23 protein-coding genes are annotated in these 23,376 nt (G+C 63.4%); 13 read left to right on the forward strand and 10 right to left on the reverse strand.

Annotated elements, in window-relative coordinates:
• The first annotated feature begins 252 nt into the window (after positions 1-252).
• From GQ651_RS01030 to GQ651_RS01040, 3 genes are read left to right on the forward strand one after another with little or no spacing between them, the layout of a single operon-like run.
• The gene (locus GQ651_RS01030) at positions 253-1,107 is read left to right on the forward strand and encodes an ExeA family protein (protein WP_160762359.1); all 855 of its coding nucleotides are present in this window, start codon (positions 253-255) and stop codon (positions 1,105-1,107) included.
• Complete coding sequence (locus GQ651_RS01035; protein ID WP_160762360.1) at positions 1,104-2,627, forward strand: GumC family protein; 1,524 nt, start codon at positions 1,104-1,106, stop codon at positions 2,625-2,627. The genes GQ651_RS01030 and GQ651_RS01035 overlap by 4 nt, the downstream gene beginning before the upstream one ends.
• Before the next feature lie 23 nt (positions 2,628-2,650).
• Positions 2,651-3,484, forward strand: coding sequence for a tyrosine-protein kinase family protein (locus GQ651_RS01040; protein WP_160762361.1), 834 nt, complete (start codon positions 2,651-2,653; stop codon positions 3,482-3,484).
• Positions 3,485-3,507: 23 nt separating this feature from the next.
• Here the strand turns inward: GQ651_RS01040 and GQ651_RS01045 are convergent, their stop codons facing one another.
• From GQ651_RS01045 to GQ651_RS01080, 8 genes are all read right to left on the reverse strand, one after another.
• Positions 3,508-4,521, reverse strand: coding sequence for an SDR family NAD(P)-dependent oxidoreductase (locus tag GQ651_RS01045; protein ID WP_160762362.1), 1,014 nt, complete (start codon positions 4,519-4,521; stop codon positions 3,508-3,510).
• The gene (gene rfbA / locus GQ651_RS01050) at positions 4,518-5,396 is read right to left on the reverse strand and encodes a glucose-1-phosphate thymidylyltransferase RfbA (protein ID WP_160762363.1); all 879 of its coding nucleotides are present in this window, start codon (positions 5,394-5,396) and stop codon (positions 4,518-4,520) included. Before rfbA ends, GQ651_RS01045 begins: the two co-directional genes overlap by 4 nt.
• Positions 5,393-6,244, reverse strand: coding sequence for a dTDP-4-dehydrorhamnose reductase (gene rfbD, locus GQ651_RS01055; RefSeq protein WP_160762364.1), 852 nt, complete (start codon positions 6,242-6,244; stop codon positions 5,393-5,395). Before rfbD ends, rfbA begins: the two co-directional genes overlap by 4 nt.
• Positions 6,241-7,275: a dTDP-glucose 4,6-dehydratase gene (gene rfbB / locus GQ651_RS01060; RefSeq protein WP_160762365.1), complete on the reverse strand. Its 1,035-nt coding sequence runs from the start codon at positions 7,273-7,275 to the stop codon at positions 6,241-6,243. The genes rfbD and rfbB overlap by 4 nt, the downstream gene beginning before the upstream one ends.
• Complete coding sequence (gene rfbC, locus GQ651_RS01065) at positions 7,272-7,829, reverse strand: dTDP-4-dehydrorhamnose 3,5-epimerase (protein ID WP_160762366.1); 558 nt, start codon at positions 7,827-7,829, stop codon at positions 7,272-7,274. Before rfbC ends, rfbB begins: the two co-directional genes overlap by 4 nt.
• Before the next feature lie 112 nt (positions 7,830-7,941).
• Positions 7,942-8,742: a metal ABC transporter permease gene (locus tag GQ651_RS01070; protein ID WP_160763906.1), complete on the reverse strand. Its 801-nt coding sequence runs from the start codon at positions 8,740-8,742 to the stop codon at positions 7,942-7,944.
• Positions 8,742-9,506, reverse strand: a complete 765-nt coding sequence (locus GQ651_RS01075) for a metal ABC transporter ATP-binding protein (protein WP_160762367.1) — start codon at positions 9,504-9,506, stop codon at positions 8,742-8,744. Before GQ651_RS01075 ends, GQ651_RS01070 begins: the two co-directional genes overlap by 1 nt.
• On the reverse strand, positions 9,503-9,985 hold the full coding sequence (locus tag GQ651_RS01080; RefSeq protein WP_160762368.1) for a transcriptional repressor: 483 nt from the start codon (positions 9,983-9,985) through the stop codon (positions 9,503-9,505). The genes GQ651_RS01075 and GQ651_RS01080 overlap by 4 nt, the downstream gene beginning before the upstream one ends.
• A gap of 97 nt (positions 9,986-10,082) precedes the next feature.
• Here GQ651_RS01080 and GQ651_RS01085 point away from each other — a divergent pair, with 97 nt between their 5' ends.
• Positions 10,083-11,198: a zinc ABC transporter substrate-binding protein gene (locus GQ651_RS01085; protein WP_160762369.1), complete on the forward strand. Its 1,116-nt coding sequence runs from the start codon at positions 10,083-10,085 to the stop codon at positions 11,196-11,198.
• Between the two features lie 14 nt (positions 11,199-11,212).
• On the opposite strand, the gene GQ651_RS01090 is transcribed toward GQ651_RS01085, so the two are convergent.
• Together GQ651_RS01090 and GQ651_RS01095 are read right to left on the reverse strand one after the other, a co-directional pair.
• Entirely contained in the window at positions 11,213-12,313 is a 1,101-nt protein-coding gene (locus GQ651_RS01090) for a dimethylsulfoniopropionate demethylase (RefSeq protein WP_160762370.1), read from the reverse strand.
• A 6-nt stretch (positions 12,314-12,319) separates the two neighbouring features.
• Entirely contained in the window at positions 12,320-13,942 is a 1,623-nt protein-coding gene (locus GQ651_RS01095; RefSeq protein WP_160762371.1) for an AMP-binding protein, read from the reverse strand.
• 170 nt (positions 13,943-14,112) lie between these two features.
• Here GQ651_RS01095 and GQ651_RS01100 point away from each other — a divergent pair, with 170 nt between their 5' ends.
• The 9 genes from GQ651_RS01100 to GQ651_RS01140 all read left to right on the forward strand — a co-directional run bounded on the left by GQ651_RS01100 (position 14,113) and on the right by GQ651_RS01140 (position 23,364).
• The gene (locus GQ651_RS01100) at positions 14,113-14,901 is read left to right on the forward strand and encodes a FadR/GntR family transcriptional regulator (RefSeq protein WP_160762372.1); all 789 of its coding nucleotides are present in this window, start codon (positions 14,113-14,115) and stop codon (positions 14,899-14,901) included.
• Positions 14,898-15,704 (forward strand): crotonase/enoyl-CoA hydratase family protein, encoded by an 807-nt coding sequence (locus GQ651_RS01105; RefSeq protein WP_160762373.1) that lies wholly within the window; start codon positions 14,898-14,900, stop codon positions 15,702-15,704. The genes GQ651_RS01100 and GQ651_RS01105 overlap by 4 nt, the downstream gene beginning before the upstream one ends.
• A gap of 132 nt (positions 15,705-15,836) precedes the next feature.
• Positions 15,837-16,844 (forward strand): LacI family DNA-binding transcriptional regulator, encoded by a 1,008-nt coding sequence (locus GQ651_RS01110; RefSeq protein WP_160762374.1) that lies wholly within the window; start codon positions 15,837-15,839, stop codon positions 16,842-16,844.
• A gap of 95 nt (positions 16,845-16,939) precedes the next feature.
• Positions 16,940-18,247, forward strand: a complete 1,308-nt coding sequence (locus GQ651_RS01115) for an ABC transporter substrate-binding protein (RefSeq protein WP_160762375.1) — start codon at positions 16,940-16,942, stop codon at positions 18,245-18,247.
• A 116-nt stretch (positions 18,248-18,363) separates the two neighbouring features.
• A complete protein-coding gene (locus GQ651_RS01120) occupies positions 18,364-19,242 on the forward strand; it encodes a carbohydrate ABC transporter permease (protein WP_160762376.1) in 879 nt (292 codons plus the stop codon).
• A 9-nt stretch (positions 19,243-19,251) separates the two neighbouring features.
• Positions 19,252-20,082, forward strand: a complete 831-nt coding sequence (locus tag GQ651_RS01125; protein ID WP_160762377.1) for a carbohydrate ABC transporter permease — start codon at positions 19,252-19,254, stop codon at positions 20,080-20,082.
• An 11-nt stretch (positions 20,083-20,093) separates the two neighbouring features.
• Positions 20,094-21,098 carry an ABC transporter ATP-binding protein gene (locus tag GQ651_RS01130; RefSeq protein ID WP_160762378.1) on the forward strand — a complete coding sequence of 335 codons (1,005 nt, stop codon included), beginning with the start codon at positions 20,094-20,096 and terminating at the stop codon, positions 21,096-21,098.
• The gene (locus GQ651_RS01135) at positions 21,095-21,868 is read left to right on the forward strand and encodes an L-iditol 2-dehydrogenase (RefSeq protein WP_160762379.1); all 774 of its coding nucleotides are present in this window, start codon (positions 21,095-21,097) and stop codon (positions 21,866-21,868) included. The genes GQ651_RS01130 and GQ651_RS01135 overlap by 4 nt, the downstream gene beginning before the upstream one ends.
• On the forward strand, positions 21,856-23,364 hold the full coding sequence (locus GQ651_RS01140; protein WP_227257923.1) for a mannitol dehydrogenase family protein: 1,509 nt from the start codon (positions 21,856-21,858) through the stop codon (positions 23,362-23,364). Before GQ651_RS01135 ends, GQ651_RS01140 begins: the two co-directional genes overlap by 13 nt.
• The last annotated feature ends 12 nt before the right edge of the window (positions 23,365-23,376 follow it).

Raw genomic sequence — 23,376 nt, forward strand, 5'->3', positions numbered from 1 at the left:
TCATAAATGTGTCGTGGTTAACAATTCGCAAATCGAACACGGTTGACGTAAGACTGCACGACTGTTGCGCAAACGAGAACGAACAGGGTGCCTAGATCGGAATGTCGTTGCCGATTCGCCGGTGACGTGATGAAAAGTCCGAGGTTGCATTGCGGACGCGTGCCGAGAAGGTCATATTGTCGTCTGCGACAAGACTATTGTACCAGTTCCCGGACTTCTGCGGCGGGCATAACGCGCGAAGGCTAAGAGGCGATGACGAGTAACGATCTATACGTTGATTATTTCGGGTTTGCCGAACGCCCGTTCACGCTGCTTCCAGATCCCGATTTCCTCTTCTGGTCGCGCGCACATCGGCGTGCCTTCTCGGTGCTCGAGTACGGCGTCATCACCCGCGCTCCTATCACGGTGATCACGGGCGAGGTCGGAGTCGGCAAGACGACCCTGATCCAGAAGCTGCTTCAGAACCTCGATGACGACATCACCCTCGGTCTGATCTCGAACGCCCAGGGCGGACGTGGCGAGCTGTTGCAATGGGCGCTTAATGCGCTGTCCATCGAAGCCGATCTGACCGGCGCCTATGTCGCCATGTTCCAGCAGTTGCAGGACTTCGTGATCGAGGAATACGCCGCCGGACGGCGCGTCATTCTTCTGATCGACGAGGCGCAGAACCTGTCGGTCGAGGGGTTGGAAGAGCTTCGGATGCTGACCAACATCAATTCGAACAAGGACGAGCTTCTGCAGCTCATTCTGGTCGGTCAGCCCGAGCTTCGGCAGATGATCCTGCGCCCGGACCTGCGCCAGTTCGCGCAGCGGGTCACCGCGACCTATCACATCGGTGCCCTCGATCGGGCGGGTGTGGCAGGCTACATCCAGCACCGCCTGACCCATGTGGGCGGCAGCGGCAACGAATTCTCGCCCGAGGCCATCGATATGGTCTCGGAACATTCGCGCGGCATTCCGCGCCTTGTGAACAAACTCTGCGATTTTGCCATGGTCTACACCGCCACCGAAGAGCGCCGTGTCGTCGATGCGGCGATCATCGAAGAGGTTCTGGAAGACGGCATCTTCCTGCCAGTCATCACGAATGCCGGAGAGGCTGCCGAATGAACTCCGACGTCAAATTCTACTGGAGCGTCTTCCTTCAGCGACTGCCTGTCATGCTGGTGGTTTTCGTCATTTGCTCGGCGGTCGGCGTCGGTCTGTCGCTAACGCTTCCGCCGAGCTATCGCGCGACAACGAGCCTTCTGGTGGAAAGCCCGCAAATCCCCGACGAACTCGCCGCATCGACCGTTCAGCTGCCGTCGCAGGAACAGCTCGAAATCATCGAGCAACGGCTGATGCGCCGGGCCAATATGATCGACCTGGCCAACGAATTCCGCATCTTCGAGAACGGGCCGCGCCTGAACCCCGACGAAGTCGTTCAGCAGATGCGCGAGAAGATCAACATCCGTACCTCGGCCGGCCGGGACCGCGCGACGCTGATGAACATCAGCTTCACGCATGACGAACCGCAGTCCGCGGCGAGCGTCGTCAATCAGCTGACCTCTCTGATCCTGAACGAGGATTCGGTCCGCCGGCAGGCGCTGGCCGAGCAAACTCTCGACTTTTTTGAGCAGGAGGTCGAGCGGCTGGACGCAGATCTGTCTCAGAAAAGTGTCGAGATCCTCGAATTCAAGGAAGCGAACTCCGATGCGCTTCCGGAAAGCCTCGGGTTCAAGCTGGAGCGTCAGAACAGCCTGCGCGACGGCATCGCCCGCGCCAGGTCGGAACTGGGGCAAATACTCTTGCAGCGCAATCGGCTTGTCGAACTGGGTACTGCCGCAGTCAATTCGGCCCCGCAGCGTGTTACGGCGAACCAGAGCCAGCTGACCGCTGCCGAGGCCGAACTCTCCGAGGCGCGGCTGATCTATTCCGACAGCAACCCGCGTATCCGCGTACTGGAAGCGCGCGTTCAGTCGCTCCGCGCGCAGGTTGCGGCCGAGACCGGCGTCGATGCCTCGTCCGAAGACCCGGCCCGAACGGTTTTGAACTTGCAGCTTTCGGAACTGAGCCAGCGTGAGGCCGCCATCAACGAGGACATCGCCCGCGCCGAAGCCGAACTCGAAGCGCTGGAAGAGGCGATCAACCGCACGCCTCAGAATGCCATCCGGCTTGAAGCGCTCGAGCGGGATTATGCGAATATCCAAGCGCAGCATAACCGGGCCTTGAACAACCTCGCCCGCGCGCAGACCGGAGAACGGATCGAGGTTCTCTCCAAGGGGCAGCGGATCACGGTTCTGGAACAGGCCGTTCCGCCGACGGAGCCAACCTCGCCCAACCGGCCCCTGATCGCCGGTGGCGGCGTCATGCTCGGCACGGGACTGGCCGGTGCGTTCTTCATTCTGGCCGAGCTCCTGAACCGCGCCATCCGGCGCCCGGTCGAGCTGACCAAGGCCCTCGGGGTTCAGCCGCTGGCCACGATTCCGTATCTCGAAACCACCGGCGGACGCCGTCGCAAGCGCCTTCTGTCGACGCTGGTTATTCTGGCGATCGCCATCGGTATCCCGGCGATACTCTGGTGGGTGCACACGCAGTACCTGCCGCTCGACCTGATCTTCAGCAAGATCATGGATCGTCTCAGACCCTGACGAGGACAGCAAAAGGCCGCAAGATGGAAAAGCTACAGGCAGCACTGGCCCGCGCGCGGGAAAAAAGAGAGGGCGGTTCGCCCTCGCGCCCGGCGCAGGGCCAGGCGCACACGCGGGTCAAGTCGCGCCAGCTACAGCGCTCTGAAGCGCTGTCCTCGGTCTGGCAGGGCGTTCCGGCGGCAGAGCCGTCCACGCGGCGGATGCAGCAGTCCCGCATCTTCGCGGCAAGCGCCAGCGCCGAAGCGGCGTCTTTCGACATCCTTCGTACAAAGCTGCTGCTCGAGATGCGGCGCAACGACTGGACCCGTATCGCCGTGACCTCTGCGACCGCCGGTTCGGGAAAGACAACCATGGCCTGCAATCTGATCGCAGGTCTCGGTCGCCAGCCCGAAGTTCGGGGCATGCTTTTCGACATGGATTTCCGGCGCCCGTCGGTCGCCAAGTTTTTCGGCCTCTCGCCAAATTCCAACTTCGCGGATTTTCTCGAAGAAAAAGTCTCTTTTGAGGATCAGGCGCTTCGCCTCGACCAGAACACCATAGTCTGCGGCCAATCGCGCCCGGTGCGCGACCCGGCGCAGCTGGTCACCCGCGCGCGTACTGCCGAGGCGCTGGATGAAATTCAGGCCGAATATATGCCGGATATCATGCTTTTCGATCTGCCGCCGGTACTGGTCAGTGACGAGGCGCGTGCCTTCCTCAAGTTGATGGACGCCGCCATTATCGTGGCCGCCGCCGAGCAGTCGACGGTCTCTCAGATTGACGAATGCGAGCGCGAGGTCGCGGGCTATACCAACGTGGCCGGGATTGTTCTGAACAAGTGCCGGCACCTGAGCGAAGGCTACGGCTACTCGTACTGATCGGCGGCGCCGTGCGTGCGGGGTCAGACCCCGTAATGCGCGCGGTACCACGTCACGAAGCGCGGAATACCCTCTGAAATAGGGGTTTTGCAGGCATAACCGGTAAGGTCGCGCAGAAGTGTCGTGTCGCTATGGGTCGCGGGCACGTCGCCGGGTTGCATCTCTTTGTAGACCTTCTCCGCGTTCATCCCGAGCGCCTCTTCGATCGCGGCAATGAAATCGCCCAGCCGATCGGGCGCGGCCTTGCCGATGTTCACAACGCGGAACGGGGCGACTGCGGACAGGCTGTCATGCGCGGCGACCCGGTCGTCTGACCCCGGACGCATGGGGCGCACTTCCGACAGGCGCCATACCGCTTCGATCAGATCGTCAATGAAGGTGAAGTCACGCGCCATGTTACCGTGATTGTAGATCTCGATAGGCTGCCCTTCGAGGATCGCCTTCACGAACTTGAAATACGCCATGTCAGGGCGCCCCCAGGGGCCGTAAACCGTGAAGAAGCGGAACATGGTGACCGGCAGGTCGTAAAGATGCGCATAGGAATGGGCCATCGCCTCGGTCGCCTTCTTCGTCGCCGCGTAGAAGGACATCTGCGTGTCCGCCTTGTCGGTTTCGCCATAGGGCATTTTGGTATTCGCGCCGTAGACGGACGAGGTGGACGCGATCAGAAGATGCGCGCCGGGATGGGCGCGTGCAGCTTCAAGAAGCTCGAAGGTGCCTTGAATATTGGCAGACATATAGTCTCGCGGCGCGTCGATCGAGTGTCGCACCCCCGCCTGCGCCGCCAGATGGATAACGTGACGCGGCGCGTGCTCGGCCATGAGGTCATTGAGAACGCCAGGCGCTTCGACCCGGTCGCGTACAAGGCTGAAACCCTCGTACCCGTTCAGGATGTCGAGCCGCGCCTCCTTAAGCGCGGGATCGTAGTAATCCGACACGGAATCGAGCCCGACGACGCGAAAGCCTTCGTCCAGCCACCGTTTCGCGGCGTGAAAGCCGACGAAACCCGCGGCGCCGGTGACAAGGGCTGTTGTCACTGGTCCTTCCCCGCGATCATGCGCAGATAGGCGCCATAGGCGTTCTTGCCCAACGGCTCGGCTGCTGCGAGCAGGTCGTCGCGGCTTATCCAGCCTGCCTCGAAGGCGATTTCTTCGGGCGAGCCGGTCTGCAGGCCTTGCCGTGCCGACAGCGTTCGGACGAAGTTGCCCGCATCCAGAAGCGATCCGTGGGTCCCGGTGTCGAGCCAAGCATAGCCGCGCCCCATCCGCTCGACCGTGAGGCTGCCGTCTTCGAGATAGGACGCGAGCAGGTCGACGATCTCCAACTCGCCACGAGGCGAGGGGCTGACTTGCGCAGCACGCTCGGGCGCGGTGCCATCGAGAAAATAGAGCCCGGTCACAGCATAGTTCGATGGTGGGTCAGCGGGTTTCTCGATGATCCGCGTCACCCGGTCGCCGTCATAGTCGAGCACACCATAGCGCTCGGGGTCGGCCACACGGTAGCCGAAGACCGTGCCGCCTTCGCCGATGGCGTCGGCGCGGGCGAGCAGGTTGGGAAGGCCGTGCCCGAAAAAGATGTTGTCACCCAAAACCATTGCGCTCGGCGCGCCGTCGAGAAAGTCGCGCGCCAGCAGATAGGCCTGTGCAAGCCCATCGGGCGAGGGTTGAATGATCCACTCGAAAGACAGGCCCCACTGGCTGCCATCGCCCATGAGCCTCTGGAATTGCGACTGATCCTCGGGCGTCGTGATGACCGCGATTTCGCGAATGCCCGACAGCATAAGCACGGACAGCGGGTAGTAGATCATCGGCTTGTCATAGATCGGCAGAAGCTGCTTCGAGACCCCGATGGTCAGCGGATAAAGCCGCGTTCCCGAGCCGCCGGCGAGGATGATGCCCTTGCGGTTGGTCATGTGATCTCCTTCAGAACATCTCTCAGGCCTTGCCGCCAGTCCGGGCGCTCGATCCCGAATGCTTCCTTCAGGGTTCCGCAGTCGAGCCGCGAATTCAAGGGACGCCGGGCGGGGGTCGGATAGTCGGCGGTGGGGATGTCGGCCACCTCGGGCGAAAGGTCCGCGTCCTCGAAGATCGCGCGTGCGAAATCGGCCCAAGTCGTGTCCGGCGCACCGGAAAAGTGGAACGTGCCGCCCTTGGCGCCGCCTGCCATGGCGCGGGCCATCGTGAACAGGGCGTCCGCAATGGCCGCCGCCGGGGTCGGGCCGCCGACCTGATCGGCAACGATGGTCAGGCGGTCCCGCTCGGCCCCGAGGCGAAGCATTGTCTTCACGAAGTTCGCTCCATGGGCGCTGAACACCCAGGACGTGCGAAGGATCGCATGGGGACCGCCCGCCTGCCGGATCATCTGTTCGCCAGCCAGCTTGCTCGCACCATAGACGCCGAGCGGGCCCGTGGGGTCATCCGGCTTGTGGGGGAGGGTGCCAGCGCCGGAGAAAACGTAGTCGGTCGAGACATGGAGGAACGGCGTTGCCCGTTCGGCCAGCGCGCGTGCCAGAGCGCCCACCGCGTCGCCGTTGACCGTCTGGGCCAGCTCGGCCTCGCTTTCGGCCTTGTCGACGGCGGTATAGGCCACGGCGTTGATGACCGCGTCCGCGTCCAGACCGTCCAGCGCCCGGACCGGCGCGGCCGGGTCACTGAAATCGGCACGGTCGCGGCCGATGGCGGTCAGGGTCACGCCCTCCGGCGCGCGGCGGGCAAGCTCGGTCGCGACCTGGCCCGTAGTGCCGAAGACGGCGATCTTCATGCCCCTGTGCCCCGGCGTTCCTGCGCGACATCCAGAAGCGGCCGCCACCAGTCCTCGTTCGCCAGATACCAGTCCACAGTCTTCGCGAGGCCTTCCTCCAGTGTGACCGAAGGCCGCCAGCCCAGTTCCTCGCGGATACGGGTGGGGTCGATGGCATAGCGCAGGTCGTGGCCCGGGCGGTCGGTGACGAAGGTAATCAGCCGGTCATGGGGCGCGCCATCGGGGCGGCGCTCGTCCAGAAGGCGGCAGATGGTGCGGACGAGGTCGATGTTCCGCGCCTCGTTCTCGCCGCCGATATTGTAGCTCCGCCCCACTTTCCCGTTCTCAAGAACGGTCAGAAGCGCGTCTGCGTGATCCTCGACATAAAGCCAGTCGCGCACGTTCTCGCCCGCGCCATAGACCGGAATCGGCCGGCCATGGAGCGCGTTCAGGATGACCACAGGGATCAGCTTTTCGGGGAAGTGGAAAGGCCCGTAATTGTTCGAGCAATTCGTCAGGATGACAGGGAGCCCATAGGTCTCGCCCCAGGCGCGGACCAGATGGTCAGACGCGGCCTTCGATGCGGAATAGGGGCTGCGGGGGTCGTAGGGTGTCGTCTCGGTGAACTGGCCTTCCGCGCCGAGTGAGCCGAAGACCTCGTCTGTCGAAACATGGTGAAAGCGGAAGGTCTCGGGCGAACCTTCGGCCACCCAATAGGCGCGGGCGGCTTCCAGAAGCGTGTATGTGCCGCTGATGTTCGTCTCGATAAAGGCGGCAGGCCCGTCGATCGAGCGGTCCACGTGGCTTTCCGCCGCCAGGTGCAGAACCGCATCGGGCCGGTGCCGCGCGAAGATGTCGTCCAGCCGCGCGCGGTCGCGGATATCGGCCTTCTCCAAAGCGTAGCCGGGCGCGTTCGACACCTGCGCCACGTTGGCGAGGTTGGCGGCATAGGTCAGCGCGTCTAGATTGACGACCTCGTGGCCCGCGCGGACCGCGTGCCGCACGACGGCCGAGCCGATGAAGCCCGCGCCGCCCGTGACAAGGATTTTCATGCCGCCTCCCATGTGAACGGACTGTCGAATGCCTCCAGCCGGGGCGCGGAGGCGTCCTTGGCCGAAAGGATCGGCGCGCGGTCCAGCGCCCAGTCGATGCCCGCGCTGTCCCAATGCACCGCGCCGTCCGCCTCGGGCGCGTAGTAGTCGGTGCATTTGTAGACGATCTCGGTCATCGGTTCGCGCGTGACAAAGCCGTGCAGAAATCCTTCGGGAATATAGAGTTGCAGCCCGTTTTCGAAGCTCAGTTCCTCACCGACCCACTGGCCGTATGTGGGCGATCCCTTGCGGATATCCACGGCGACATCGAAGAGACGCCCGCGCCCACAGCGGACCAGCTTGGCCTGCGCGTGGGGCGGGGCCTGAAAGTGAAGTCCGCGCAGCGTTCCCACCTCGGACGACATCGAGTGGTTGTCCTGCACGAATTCCACCTCGATGCCTGCGTCGGCCAACCGGCGATGGCTCCAGCTTTCCGAAAAGAAGCCGCGGTCGTCTCCGAAACGCTGCGGTTTCAGCACGAAAACGCCCGGCAGCTTGGTTTCGCGAATATCCATGAAAGCCCTGTCCAGTCTTGGTTGCTCACCGGTTAACAGGAGGATGGTTAATCGTCACCTAACTCGCGTCGAGAAGTTGTGCAGTCGAGGCGATGCGGAAACACATCGGGCATCAGCGGCGCGCTGTTGCCGTTGCGGCGACGGTGCTCAGGATGAAGAAGACAGCGGCAAGCGAGACGATGGTGGGGCCGGTCGGCGTGTCGGCCAGATAGGACAGACCCAGCCCGCCAAGGGCCGACGCCCCGCCGATGAGTGCTGCAAGCACCGCCATGCGCTCGGGCGTTGCCACCAGCCCCCGCGCGGTGGCGGCCGGGATGATCAGAAGCGCCGCGATCAGGATGACGCCCACGACCTTGATCGCCACCGCCACGACGAGGGCCAGCGCAATAGTCAGGACCATCTGTTCGCGCCTTGGGTCGATGCCGGACGCGCGCGCCAGATCGGGGCTGAGCGTCGCGGTCAGAAGCGGTCCCCACCGCCAGACCAGAAGCGACAGCACCATCGCCGCCCCGATCGCGATCACGGCAAGGTCGGTTTTGCTGACCGACAGGATGTCTCCGAAGAGATACGCCATCAGGTCGATCCGGACCCCGGACAGAAGCGACACTGCCACCAGCCCGAAGGCCAGCGAGGAATGAGCCATCACGCCCAGAAGCGTATCGACCGCGAAGCCCCGCCCGCTGAGTGCCGACACCGCCGTCGCCATCAGGAAGGCGACCGCCAGAGCGCCCAGAAAGACAGAGGTGGACAAAGCCAGCGCCAGTGCCACGCCAAGGATCGACGCGTGCGCCGTCGCATCCCCGAAATACGCCATGCGCCGCCAGACGACGAAACAGCCAAGCGGCCCGGCGGCCAGCGCCACGCCGACACCCGCCAGTGCCGCGCGCACGAGAAAGTCATCGAGAAGCGCGATCAATGCCGGTGCTCTCCGTGGTGGTGGTGGTGGTGGTGATGGTGGTCGTGGGCATGGTCATGCGCATGGTCGTGCTCGTGCCGGTAAAGCGCCAGCGCCCCTTGCGTGCCGGTCCCGAACAGCGCGCGGTATTCCGGCGCCGAGGCCACATGCTCGGGCGCACCCTCGCAGCAGACATGGCCGTTGAGGCAGATCACCCGGTCCGAGGCGGCCATCACCACATGCAATTCGTGGCTGACCATGACCACGCCTGCGCCGAGTGTCTGCCGCACGGTTTCGATCTGGCGATAGAATGCTGCCGACCCCGGCTGGTCCAATCCCTGCGTCGCCTCGTCCAGAAGCAGAAGCTGCGGACGGTGCAGGATCGCGCGCGCCAGAAGTACGCGCTGCAACTGCCCCCCCGACAGGGCCGACATCTGCCGACCCGACAACTCGGGCACGCCCGCTTCGGCGAGAGCTTCGTTGGCGGTTGCGTCATCGGTGCGGGTGGGCAGGTCGAGAAACCGGCGTACCGTGATTGGCATGGTGGGGTCGAGATGAAGCTTCTGCGGCACATATCCGATGCGCAGCCCCTTGGACCGTTCGATCTGCGCGCCGCCCGTGTCCACCGCCCCGATCATCGCCCTGAGTAGCGTCGATTTGCCCGAACCGTTCGGACCTACGATCGTGACGATCTCGCCGGCGTCCACGTGGAACGAGACGTTCTGAAGCACCGTTTCGTTGCCAAAACGGACCGACAGGCCCCGGATGTCGATCAAGCTCATGCGCCGGACGTCCCGGCGCAGTTGGGGCAGACGCCCTCGGCTTCGAGCACGGTGGCCTCGATGGTAAAGCCCTCGGTTTCGGCCAATGCGCCGAGGCGGCCGTCTACGGGGTCTGTCTCGGTCTCGGCCACGGCGTGGCACTTGCGGCAAATCAGGAAGGCGGGGGCGTGAGGCGCCTCGGGATGTGCGCAGGCGATGAAGGCGTTCAGCCGCTCGATCCGGTGCGCGAAGCCGTTGGTCACGAGGAATTCGAGCGCCCGATAGGCCACGGGCGGCTGCGCGTTCAGGCCATCGGCACGAAGGCGGTCAAGGATGTCATACGCTCCGAGCGCGCGATGATCTTCCAGAAGGTAGCGCAGAACGCGCCGCCGCTGGTCAGTGAACTTCAGCCCCTTCGCCGCGCAATAGCTTTCCGCCTGCTCAATCGCGTCTGCGATGCAGCTTGCATGGTCGTGGCGGTGAAATCCCTTCGCGGTCATCCGGTCTCCAGATCGGTGCTCATTTTGGGGATTGATATGTTATACCATACGGAATAACAAGGCGCCGTTTTGTAATAACATAACATGAGGCCGCCTTATGAAGCCCCTTGCTGCCAGTGCCGTCTTCCTCGCTGTCCCCGCCGCCGCCGTGGCCGATGTTCCGAACGTCGTGACCGATATCGCGCCGGTACATTCGCTTGTATCCATGGTGATGGACGGGGTGGGGACGCCCGATTTGCTGATCCCGGCAGCGGTCTCTCCGCATGGTTATGCCTTCCGCCCGTCGGATGCGCGGGCGTTGCAACAGGCGGATATCCTCGTCTGGGTCGGCCCCGATCTGACGCCGTGGCTGGCCGACTCGCTGGCCTCGATCGGGCCGGACGCACACAGCCTCGCCCTGTCGGGCATGCCGGACACAATTCTGCTGCCGATACGGGACGGCGAGGTTCTCGACCTGTCGATGGGCGAGGATCATGGCGACCATGGTCACGACGAGGAGCATGAAGACCATGGCCATGACGAAGACCATGGACATGACGAGCATGCGAAAGATGAGCACGCGCATGACGACCACGCCGAGGACGCACATGGCCACGATGATCATGGCCACGACGAAGACGGGCATGATGACCACGGCCATGACGAGCACGCGGAAAAGGACGCGATGCATGACGACCACGGCCATGACGATCACGGCCACGCGCATGGCGGGTCGACGGATCCCCACACCTGGCTTTCCCCCGCCAACGCGCTTGTCTGGCTTGACCACATCACGGACGAACTGAGCGAAATCGATCCCGAAAATGCGGCCACCTATCGCGAAAACGCGGCGTCAGCCGGGGCCCGGATCGAAGCCCTCAAGGGCGAGATCGCAAGCCGTCTGGGCGACAGTGCTTCGCGGGGCTATGCCGTCTACCACGACGCCTTCCAGTATTTCGAGACGTCGTTCGGACTTCAGGCAGGGCAGGCGCTGTCCGAGACGGACGGGGCACAGCCCTCTGCGGCGCGCGCGGCGGCGTTCCGGGACGGGATCGAAAGCGGTGCGATCACATGCGTCTTCGCGGAACCCCAATTCGCAGACGCCGCGCTCCGCTCGGTGGCGGGCGACGCGTCCATCGCGGTGCTGGACCCGATCGGCAGCGCGTTCGAGCCGGGACCGGAGCTTTACCCCGCGATGCTTCTTGCCATCGCGGACGGTATCGCGGACTGCTGACCATCTGGGCCAGATCAGGCCCAGAACGCCTCGCGCACGGTGCCCTCGAATGGGCCTTCGGGTGTCTCGATATGAAGCACCGTGCCGGGGTCCCAGTGGGTCATCAGGACCATGCCGATGGCGACGGTGCAGTCGAAATCGGGCGACCACGCCGCTGACGTGACCTGACCGATCTGTTTGCCCTTTGCCATGATCGGCCAGGCCCGGTCGCAGGCGGGCACGCGCTCTTTGATCTCGATGGCCCTGATCTGCCGGATCGGCCCGTCCTTGGCCACGCGCAGAAGCGCGTCGCGCCCGATACAGCCGATGGCCGTCTCGGTATTGCAGAAGCGCCCCAGCCCGCATTCGTGGGGCGTGTTGTCCCGTGTCATGTCGTTGCCATAGCTCAACAGCCCGCCCTCGATCCGCTCGGCGGCAGAGGGGCATCCGGCGCGCACGTTCAAATCCTCTCCCGCCTTGAAAAGGGCGTCCCAGATCGGACGGCCAAGATCGAAGCCGGGCACGTAGATCTCGAAGCCGCCCTGCTTGGAATAGCCGGACCGCGCGATGATGATATCGGTGCCTTCGAAATCGAAAACGCTGTATCGGAAGAAGCGCAGGTTGCGGACGTCCTCGCCGAAAACTCGCGCCATCAGATCGTCGGATTTCGGTCCCTGCACGGCAAGCGGGCTGATGTCCGGCTCATCCACCAGCACCTCCATCCGGTAGGCCAGCGCGATGCCCTTCACCCAGAGCAGAAGGTCGGAATCCGCGATGGAAATCCAGAAGCGGTCCTCGGCCACCTTCACCGCGACGGGGTCGTTCAGCATGCCGCCCGTTTCATCCACCACGGGCACATAAAAGCACTGCCCTGGCAGCATTCCCCGCAGGTCGCGGGGCGTCAGCGTCTGCATCAGCCGCGCCGCATCCGGCCCCCGCAGTTCCACCTGCCGCTCGCAGGCCACGTCCCAAACCTGAACATGGCGCTTCAGATGGTGGTAATCCGCCTCGGGACTTTCGAAAAAGGTCGGCAAAAGCATGTGGTTGTAGACGGTGTACCCGCCGACGCCCGCCGCTTCGACCGCATCGGAAAAGGGCGTCCGGCGCAGCCGGCGCGAGGGAGAGATGATGGCCATGGCGGGTTATCCTTCTTCGCGGGCCTGCTGACGCAATTCGAATTTTCTGATCTTACCGGTCGCGGTTTTGGGCAGCGTTCCGAAAACGACAGACTTTGGCGTTTTGAAACCGGCAAGCCGCGCGCGGCAAAAGGCGATGATGGCGTCGGCGTCGGGTGCGGCACCCGGGCGCGGCTCGACGAAGGCGCACGGGACTTCTCCCCATTTTGCGTCCGGCTTGGCGACGACGGCGGCGGCCTGCACGTCCGGGTGACGATAGAGTACCGCCTCGACCTCGACCGATGAGATGTTCTCGCCACCCGAAATGATCACGTCCTTCAGGCGGTCTCGGATCTGGATATAGCCGTTCTCGTGGACCACGGCGGCGTCGCCCGACCAGAACCAGCCATCGGCAAAGGCCTCGGCCGTGGCGGCGGGGTCCTTGTAATACTCGCGCATGACGGTGTTCGAACGGATGGCGATTTCGCCCTGTGTCTGGCCGTCCTTCGGAACACGCGCGCCCGTCGCGCGGTCGATGACGGCCACCTCTTCGACCATCGGGAATGCGATACCCTGATGCGCCTGCAGCTCTGCCTGTTCAGCGGGGCTGAGCGCGTCCCACTCATCTTGCCAGAGGCATTGCAGGATATGGCCGTAGGTTTCGGTCAGCCCATAGACCTGCATCACATCAAGGCCCATCGCCCCGGTCTTCTCCAGAATGGCGGGCGGAGGGGGCGCACCCGCGGTCATCACCCGGATGCGGGGCGAGAACGGCGCGGCGGGCGCGTCTGAGCTTTCCGCCAGCATCTGCAGGACGATGGGTGCGGCCCCGAAATGGGTCACTTTCTCGGTCTCGATAGCCTCGAAGAGGCGGGCCGGGACGGGATCGCGGGTGAACACCATTTTTCCGCCGACAAGCGGCAGCATCCAGGGATGGCACCAGCCGTTGCAGTGAAACATCGGCACAATCGACAGGTACGAAATGAAATGCGGCACCGCCCAAGCGTTGACCGTGCCCATTGCCATCAGCGCCGCGCCCCGGTGGTGATAGACCACGCCCTTGGGACGCCCGGACGTACCGGACGTATAGTTCAGCGCCAGCGGCTGCCATTCGTCCTCGGGCAGTCCGGTTCCGTCGAAGAGTGCTGACGCAGCCAGCGTCTCGTATTCCAGCGCGGCGGTGTGACCGGCATCCTGACCCTCGGCATCGACGATGGTGACAAGCTCGGCACCCGACCCGTCACGGCGGGAGAGCGCATCCTGCACCAGCCCGAGATAGGCGCTGTCGGCAATGATCATCCGGCTTTCGGCGTGATCGAGTATGTAGGCCACAGTGTCCGGTTCAAGCCGCGTGTTGATCGTGTTCAGAACCGCGCCGATCATCGGGACGGCGTAATGCAGCTCGTAAAGCTGCGGGATGTTCGGGCAGATCACCGAGACGATATCGCCTTTGCCGACGCCCCGCGCCCTTAGGCCTCCGGCCACGCGGCGCACCCGCTCTTCGAAATCCCGCCAGTTGCGTCGGATGGCGCCATAGACGACGGCGGGGCGCGGTCCGTGAACGGCGGCGGCCCGGTTTAGAAAGGAGACCGGCGACAAGGGGACATGGTTGGCCGCAGATGGCCCACTCGTGTCGAACTGGCTGGGCATTCCGTCCCTCCCGAACCAAGAGGGCGGTGGTCGGTCGGCGGCGTTGGAGGTGGCGGCGACAGTCCGGCCTTTATTCCCGAACCGGCCCGAACCCGATCTGCGCTGCGACCGAACGCTCCTCCCACGCTTCTGTTGCATTTTTAAATGTCAGACTTTTAAATGTCTGACAAATGAAAACTGCCCCTGACACCCCGGCGGACCTGTCCGCGCAGATCGCCTCGGAGCTTCGCGACCTCATCGTCTCGGGTGCCCTGATCGTCGACGCGCGGCTGCCGTCCGAAGCCGAACTTGCCGAGCAGTTCGACGTGTCGCGCCCGACGATCCGCGAGGCGCTGAAGCGGCTTGCCGCACAGTCGCTGATCCGGACCGAGCGGGGCGCCTTTGGCGGCGCCTTCGTCAACCGCATGTCCTATGGCGAGGCGCGGGCGCAGCTTGTCACCACCTCGACACTGCTTCTGACCATGAACGAAGTGGACTTCGACACAGCCTGCGAGGCGCGTTTCGCTTTGGAGCGGGCCTGCGCGCCCATGGTGGCTGCGCGTCGGCAGGACAGCCATCTCGGCGTCATGCGGAGCGAAATCGCGCGGCAGCGCTCGCCGGGGCTGAGCGATGAAGCCTTCTGCGCCTCGGACGTCGCATTTCACCTGGCGCTGACCGACGGGGCGGAGAACCCGATCCTGTCCTATCACCTCGCCGGGGCGATCGAGGCCATGCAGCCCCTGATGAACATGATCACCTACAGCGCGCGGTCCCGCTCGCGGATCATCGACTGTCACGAGGCGATCCTGTCCGCTGCCGAAGCGCGGGACGGCGACGGAATCGACGCAGGCCTCGACCGGCTGCAGAACTATACCAGCGATCTCGCGCATCTCGTGATGACTGAGCGCGCCGCGCGGAAGGCGGCGCGCGCCGCATCGCCAGACTCATCCCCGCTCAACCAGATGGAAAAACCGAAATGACGGCGAAACTCGACCCGACAGCCTTTCGCAATCTCGACATTCAGGCGGGCGAGGACGGCGTCTGGATCGTCACGCTCAACCGGCCCGCGAAGCGCAATGCTCTGGATATCGCGACCATCGAGGAACTGATCACCTTCTTTTCGGCCGCGCCCCGCGCAGGCGTCCGCGCCGTCGTGCTGGCCGGAGCAGGGGATCACTTCTGCGCCGGGCTCGACCTGATCGAGCATCACGATGCCGACCGAAGCCCGGCCGATTTCATGCATGTGTGCCTGCGCTGGCATGAGGCGTTCAACAAGATGGAATATGGCGGCGTCCCGATCATCGCCGCGCTGAAGGGCGCGGTCGTGGGGGGCGGGCTGGAACTGGCGAGCGCGGCGCATATCCGCGTGATGGACGACAGCGCCTATGTCGCCCTGCCGGAGGGGCAGCGGGGCCTCTTCACAGGCGGTGGCGCCACGATCCGCGTCAGTGATCTGGTGGGCAAGTCCCGGATGATCGACATGATGCTGACGGGGCGCGTCTATAAGGCGGCGGAAGCCGTCGATCTCGGCTTCGCGCAATACCTGGCCGAGGGCGATAGCTACGATATGGCGCTGCGTCTGGCGCGACGGGCAGCCGAGAACCTACCCCTCTCCAACTTCGCCATCTGCTCGGCGGTCAGCCACATGACCAACATGTCCGCGCTCGATGCGGCCTATGCCGAGGCCGTGGTGGCAGGTGTCGTCAACACCCAGCCCGACGCCCGCGCCCGCCTTGCCGCCTTCGCCGACAAATCTGCCGCCCGGGTGCGTCCTGATGAGTAGGGGCACGTCTATTTTCAGAAATTTTGCGCGCGAAAATATTTTTTGCTAGTCTAAGGTCAAATATTCGCAGCGCCCGCTTTCGGGTGAACCAAGAGGTCATGGTCGAAGGTGTCGGTTTCTAGAATTAGAAATATGGAAGAGTTCGCAGCGGTCAGCGGGATCTCCCGTCCGACCGTCTCGAAGTATTTCAACGATCCCGACAGCGTGCGCCGTACAACGCGCGAGAAGATCGAGAAAGCGCTCGAGCGCTACGAGTACCGCCCGAATATCTACGCCATCAACCAGAACCGGAAGTTGACCAAGAATGTTGGGATCGTCGTTCCGTTCCTGGCCGATCCGTTCTTCTCGGAGATCGCGCGACAGATCGAGCAGCGCTGCGTGCAGGCAGGCTTTCGGCCCACGTTGTTCAGCTCCTACGGCGTGCCCAGTGTCGAGGTCGACATTCTTGAAGCGCTGCGGTCGATCAAGCCTGCGGGCGTTCTTCTGGCGCCTCTCGGCCGCGCCTCGGATCGCTCGGCGATCGAGAGTTTTTGTGCCGACATTCCGACCGTCCTTTTCGACAGCAACCTCGAAGGCATGGGCGAAGCCTTTGTCGGATCAGACAATTTCAGCTTTGTTTCCCAAACGGTGGAGTATTTGTGTCGCTCCGGCGACGCGCCCTGCTTCTTCGAGATGGCGACACCCGCCAACCCCAACGCGAACAAGCGCCGCTTGGCTTATCTGGAAATGGCCGAACGGCTCGGGTTCGAGCCCCATGTGGTCAAGATCGAAGGCGAGGGCTGGGCTTTCGAAGAAATCGGTCAGCGCGGCGCCCTGAAAATCCTGTCTGAAGGCGGCTTCCCAAGCGATACGATTCTCTGCAGCAACGACCGACTTGCCATCGGGCTTTTGTCGGCCTGCTACGAGAAGGGCTTGCGCGTGGGGCGCGGCGATGGGTGCGCGCTGCGTGTGGCGTCGAACGACGATCACCCGTTCTCGCGGTTCACCTGTCCGTCACTGACCACGGCGGCTCACGATTACGAAGCCGTGTCCAGCCGCAGCGTCGAACGGCTGGGTGAACTGGTCGAGGCGGGCGGGCGATTTTCCAGCCGCAGCGAAGAGTTGTTCCCGGCAAGGCTGGTCTTGCGGGAGTCTGCCTGACAGCAGTAAAAGTTTACGCGCGTAAAAATTAAATTGACGGCGCGGAAACAATATGAGACCTTTTACTACGACATCCAGAATCAGGGAGGAGTAGGATGCATCTTAAGAACGCACTTTGTGCGGGTACTGCGCTCGCGCTTGTTTCCGCCACCGCCGCCTATGCAGAAAATCTCGTGATCGCCACCGTGAACAACGGCGACATGATCCGCATGCAGGGCTATACCGACGACTTCACCGCCAAGACCGGTCACACGGTCGAGTGGGTCACGCTGGAAGAGAACGTCCTTCGTCAGCGCGTCACCACCGACATCACGACCAAGGGCGGTGCCTTCGACATCATGACCATCGGCATGTACGAAACCCCGATCTGGGGCGCCAATGGCTGGCTCGTGCCGCTGGACGATCTGTCGGCCGAGTACGACGTTGACGACATCCTGCCCGCCATGCGCTCGGGCCTCAGCCATGACGGCACGCTCTATGCTGCGCCGTTCTACGGCGAAAGCTCCATGGTCATGTATCGGACCGACCTGATGGAAGCGGCGGGGCTTGAGATGCCCGACGCGCCCACCTGGCAGTTCATCCGCGAAGCGGCGGCCGCCATGGATGACCCGGCGAACGACATCAACGGCATCTGCCTCCGCGGCAAGGCCGGCTGGGGTGAAGGCGGCGCCTTCATCACCGTCACCGCCAACTCCTTCGGCGCGCGCTGGTTCGACGAGGACTGGAATGCCCAGTTCGACCAGCCCGAGTGGAAAGAGGCTCTCGAGTTCTACGTCAGCCTGATGAACGACTATGGCCCCGAAGGCTATGCCACGAACGGCTTCAACGAAAACCTGTCGCTCTTCCAGCAGGGCAAGTGCGGCATGTGGATCGACGCCACCGTGGCGGCGTCCTTCGTGACCAACCCGAACGACTCGACCGTTGCCGACAGCGTGGGCTTCGCTCTCGCTCCGAACGCCGAGGGTGTCGACAAGCGCTCGAACTGGCTCTGGGCATGGGCTTTGGCAGTACCTGCCGGTACGCAGAAAGCCGACGCCGCCAAGGAGTTCATCGAGTGGGCGACTTCGAAAGAGTATATCGAGCTCGTCGCCGAGAACGAAGGTTGGGCCAACGTTCCCCCGGGTGCGCGGACCTCTCTCTATGAGACGCCCGAATACCAGGAAGTCGCCTTCGCTCAGAAGACACTCGACTCGATCAATGCGGCCAACCCGCAGGATCCGACCGTGAAGCCGGTGCCCTATGTCGGCATCCAGTTCGTCGCCATCCCGGAATTCGCGGGTATCGCGACGGAAGTCAGCCAGGAGTTCTCGGCTGTCTATGCAGGCCAGCAGTCGATCGACGAGGCCTTGGAAAAAGCTCAGGCGATCACCAACGACGCAATGGAAGCCGCCGGCTACCGCTAAGCGTCCTCCCGAACCGGGGGGCGGAAACGCCCGCCCCCTGGTTTACGCCGATTTCGTTACGACTTCGCTGATTTTTCGTCTTGAGGTGGCGCGTCCACCATCGGAGGAGATCTATCATGGCCACGAAGCATTCCCGTTCTGCCGCCCGGTTGATGATGGCGCCAGCTGTCATTCTGCTTCTCGGCTGGATGCTCGTCCCCCTGACGATGACGCTGTATTTCAGCTTCAAACGTTACCTGCCGCTCCGCGGCGACTCTCTCGAAAACGGCCTTCAGTGGGTCGGCCTTGAGAACTACGCCCGCTTCATCGGTTCGAGCGCCTTCTGGCCCTCGGTTCAGGCGACACTCGTCATCGTGGGTGGCGTCCTTCTAATCACTGTCGTCTTCGGCATCTTCCTGGCGATCCTTCTCGATCAGCCTTTCTGGGGGCAAGGTATCGTCCGGCTTCTGGTCATCGCGCCATTCTTCGTTATGCCGACCGTTTCTGCGCTGGTCTGGAAGAACATGTTCATGGACCCCGTGAACGGCATTCTGGCGCATCTCTGGCGCTTTTTCGGAGCGGAACCCGTTTCATGGCTATCTGACGCCTCGGTCCAGTCGATCATTCTGATCGTGTCCTGGCAGTGGCTTCCATTCGCGACGCTCATCCTTCTGACGGCGATCCAGTCTCTGGACAGCGAACAGCTTGAAGCTGCCGAGATGGACGGAGCGCCGCCTGTGAAGCGGTTCTGGTTCATCATCCTGCCGCACCTGTCGCGCGCCATCACCATCGTTGTGCTGATCCAGACGATCTTCCTTCTGTCGATCTTCGCCGAGATCTTCGTGACCACCGGCGGCGCCTTCGGCACCCGGACGCTCACCTACCTGATCTTCCAGCGTGTGGTGGACAGTCAGAACATCGGGCTCGGCTCGGCTGGCGGCGTCTACGCGATCATTCTTGCCAACATCGTTGCCATCTTCCTGATGCGCATCGTCGGCAGCAACCTGGACCGATAGGAGGCACCGATGGCACGTGCAGTCACCACCCGCCGTAAGGTCATCACCACCGCCGCCGCATGGGCAGTCGGGTTGCTGATCTTCTTCCCGATCTACTGGACGATCCTGACCAGTTTCAAAACCGAAGCTCAGGCGATCAACGACCCGCCGCTGTTCTTCAACTTCGACTGGACGCTCGAGAACTACACGCTCGTCCAGCAGCGGTCGGACTACATGCGGTTCCTCTGGAACTCGGTCATCATCGCAGGCGGCTCGACGCTGCTCGGCATCATCGTGGCTGTGCCTGCGGCATGGTCCATGGCCTTCGTGCCGTCGAAGCGGACCAAGGACATCCTGCTCTGGATGCTGTCCACCAAGATGCTGCCCGCTGTCGGCGTGCTCTATCCGATCTCGCTTCTGTTCGTGCAGTTCAACCTGCTCGACACGCGCTTCGGTCTGATCATCGTCCTGATGCTGATCAACCTGCCGATCATCGTCTGGATGCTTTATACCTACTTCAAGGAAATCCCCGTCGATATCCTTGAGGCGGCGCGGATGGACGGTGCCGGGCTCAAGGAAGAAATCCTCTACGTCCTGACGCCCATGGCGGTGCCGGGCATCGCCTCGACCATTCTTCTCAACTTCATCCTGGCATGGAACGAGGCCTTCTGGACCCTCAACCTGACGGCGGCCAATGCCGGTCCGCTCACGGCCTTCATCGCCAGCTATTCCAGCCCCGAAGGCCTATTCTTCGCCAAACTCAGCGCAGCTTCCACCATGGCGATTGCGCCGATCCTGATCCTTGGCTGGTTCAGTCAGAAACAACTCGTCCGCGGCCTGACTTTCGGCGCGGTGAAGTAAGGAAAAGACTCATGGGACGCATCGTACTCGACAAGGTGAAAAAGAGCTTCGGTGAAGTGACGGTCATCCCGCCGCTTGACCTCGAAATCAACGACGGCGAATTCGTCGTCTTCGTCGGCCCCTCGGGCTGCGGCAAGTCCACGCTTCTGCGGCTGATCGCCGGCCTGGAAGACGTCTCTGACGGCGTGATCCAGATCGACGGCAAGGACGCCACGGACGTGCCGCCCGCCAAGCGCGGCCTGGCCATGGTGTTCCAGTCCTACGCGCTCTACCCGCATATGACGGTGCGCAAGAACATCGCGTTCCCGCTTCGCATGGCGGGCCTCGATCAGGCGGAACAGAACAAGCGAGTCGAACAGGCAGCGGCGGTTCTGAACCTGACCGACTATCTGGAACGGCGCCCAGGTCAGCTCTCGGGCGGCCAGCGCCAGCGTGTCGCCATCGGCCGCGCCATTGTGCGCGAGCCTGCGGCGTTCCTCTTCGACGAGCCGCTGTCGAACCTCGACGCCGCGCTTCGTGTTGGGATGCGGCTGGAAATCTCCGAGCTGCACAAGCGCCTCAAGACCACCATGATCTACGTGACCCACGACCAGGTGGAAGCCATGACCATGGCCGACAAGATCGTGGTCCTTCAGGCCGGTGTGATCGAACAGGTGGGCAGCCCTCTGGAACTGTACAGCCGTCCGCGGAACACTTTCGTCGCCGGCTTCATCGGGTCGCCCAAGATGAACCTGATCGGCGGTGCCGAGGCGCAGAAACACAACGCTCAGACCATCGGCATCCGCCCCGAGCATATCGAGATCTCCACGACCGAAGGCATGTGGAAAGGCACCGTCGGCGTATCTGAGCATCTGGGCTCCGACACCTTTTTCCACGTTCAGACGCCTATCTCGGAAGAGCCGCTCACCGTGCGTGCAACAGGCGAGATGTCGCTCGGCTATGGTGCCGACGTGTACCTGACGCCGCGCCCGGAATTCCTGCACCGCTTCGACGCGCAGGGTCTGAGAATCGAATGAGCCGGCTCGACGGCAAGACAGCCCTGATCACGGGCTCGGCGCGCGGCATAGGGCGCGCCTTTGCCGAGGCTTACGTCCGCGAGGGCGCGCGGGTGGCAATTGCCGATATCGACATCGAGCGCGCGCGCGCCACGGCTGACGAGATCGGCTCGTCAGCCATCGCGGTCAGAATGGACGTCACCGATCAGGCCAGTATCGACGCTGCCGTGGCCGCGACCGCGGACGCGTTCGGCGGGATCGACATCCTGATCAACAACGCGGCCATCTTCACCGCGGCGCCCATCGTCGAAATCGAACGCGCTGACTATGCGCGCACCTTCGACATCAACGTGGCGGGCACGCTTTTCACCATGCAGGCCGTGGCGCGCCACATGATCGAGCGGGCGCAGGGCGGCAAGATCATCAACATGGCCAGTCAGGCCGGCCGCCGGGGCGAGCCTCTGGTCGCCGTCTACTGTGCGACCAAGGCCGCAGTGATCAGCCTGACCCAGTCCGCCGGGTTGAACCTGATCCAGCATGGTATCAATGTGAACGCTATTGCGCCCGGTGTGGTCGATGGCGAGCACTGGGACGGCGTCGACGCCTTTTTTGCCAAGTACGAGGGCAAGGCGCCCGGCCAGAAGAAGAAAGAGGTCGGCGAGGCCGTGCCCTACGGCAGAATGGGCCGCGCCGAGGACCTGACCGGAATGGCCGTCTTTCTGGCGAGCAGCGAGGCGGATTACATCGTGGCACAATGTTACAACGTGGATGGGGGACAATGGATGAGCTGAAGACCGATACGCGCCGCGCCGGCGATCTGGTCACGTTGTCCAATGCAACGCTCGACCGCTTGCCCGCAGGTATCGAAGGTCCGTCCTACGACCGCGCGGCGCTGACGCCCGGCATCGTTCATATCGGATTGGGCAACTTCCACCGTGCGCATCAGGCGTGGTACCTGCACCGGCTCATGCAGCAGGGCGAGGCGCTTGACTGGGCGATCATCGGTGCGGGCGTCCGGCCCTATGACAGCGAGATGCGTCAGCGTCTTCTGTCTCAGGACTGTCTGACGACTCTGATCGAGCTTGATCCATCCGGCACCACGGCCGAAGTCACCGGCGGCATGATCGACTACGTACCCATCGAGGAGGGCAACGGCCCCCTGATCGCGGCGATGGCCGCGCCGGAGATCCGGATCGTCGCGATGACCGTGACCGAGGGCGGCTATTATCTGGACCCTGCGACGGGCGGTCTCGATACCTCTCACCCGGACATTCAGCATGACGCGACCAACCCCGACCGTCCCCGCACGGCCTTCGGTGCGATGGTCGCGGCGCTTCGCCGGCGTCGCGATGCGGGGCACGGTCCCTTCACCGCGCAAAGCTGCGACAACCTTATGGGGAATGGGCGTATTCTGCGGCAGGCCGTGGTCGGGCTGGCCCGGCTGTCCGATGCCGAACTGGCCGAGTGGATCGAAGCCAACTGCAGCTTCCCGAATTCGATGGTGGACTGCATCGTTCCGGCCACCGGCGACAAAGAGCGCGCGCTCGTCCGGGCTTTGGGCATAGATGACGCTGCACCCGTTACGCACGAGAACTTCCGCCAGTGGGTGATCGAGGATGATTTCTGCGCTGGCCGTCCCGACTGGGATCGCGTGGGCGCGACCTTCTCGAACGATGTCCACGATTACGAGCTGATGAAGCTGCGCATCCTGAATGCCGGCCACCAGATCATTGCCAATGTAGGCGAGATCGCGGGGATCGACACGATTTCCGGCTGCATGGAAAACGAGGCCATCGCGGCTTTCTTCCGCAAGGTCCAGCACGAGGAAATCGCGCCTCATGTGAAGCCCGTGCCGGGTATGACCCCTGAAAGCTATATCGACCTGATCGTGCGACGCTTTTCCAATCCGTCCATCGTCGACACCACGCGCCGTGTGGCGTTCGACGGGTCGTCGCGCCATCCGGGCTTTGTCCTACCGATCATCCGGGACGGTCTGGCCTCGGGAACATCGATCGAGGGGCTGGCACTGGTCGAGGCCCTCTGGGCGCGGATGTGCGAGGGCACCCGCGAGAACGGCACAAAGATAGCGCCGAACGATCCGATCTGGGACAGTCTCGTCGCCGCCGCCGAAGCGGCGCGCAAGCGTCCGGCGGCATGGCTCGAGCAGCGTCAGATCTATGCAGACCTGTCCGAAAACGCCGCCTTCAGCGCGAGTTTCGCGCGCTGGCTCGATCTCATCTGGACCAAGGGTGCGATGGCGGCCTTGCAGGACTACGCTCGGAACTGATCCCGCGACGGG

This window comes from Kangsaoukella pontilimi (assembly GCF_009830125.1).
In the GTDB taxonomy this organism is placed as follows: domain Bacteria; phylum Pseudomonadota; class Alphaproteobacteria; order Rhodobacterales; family Rhodobacteraceae; genus Kangsaoukella; species Kangsaoukella pontilimi.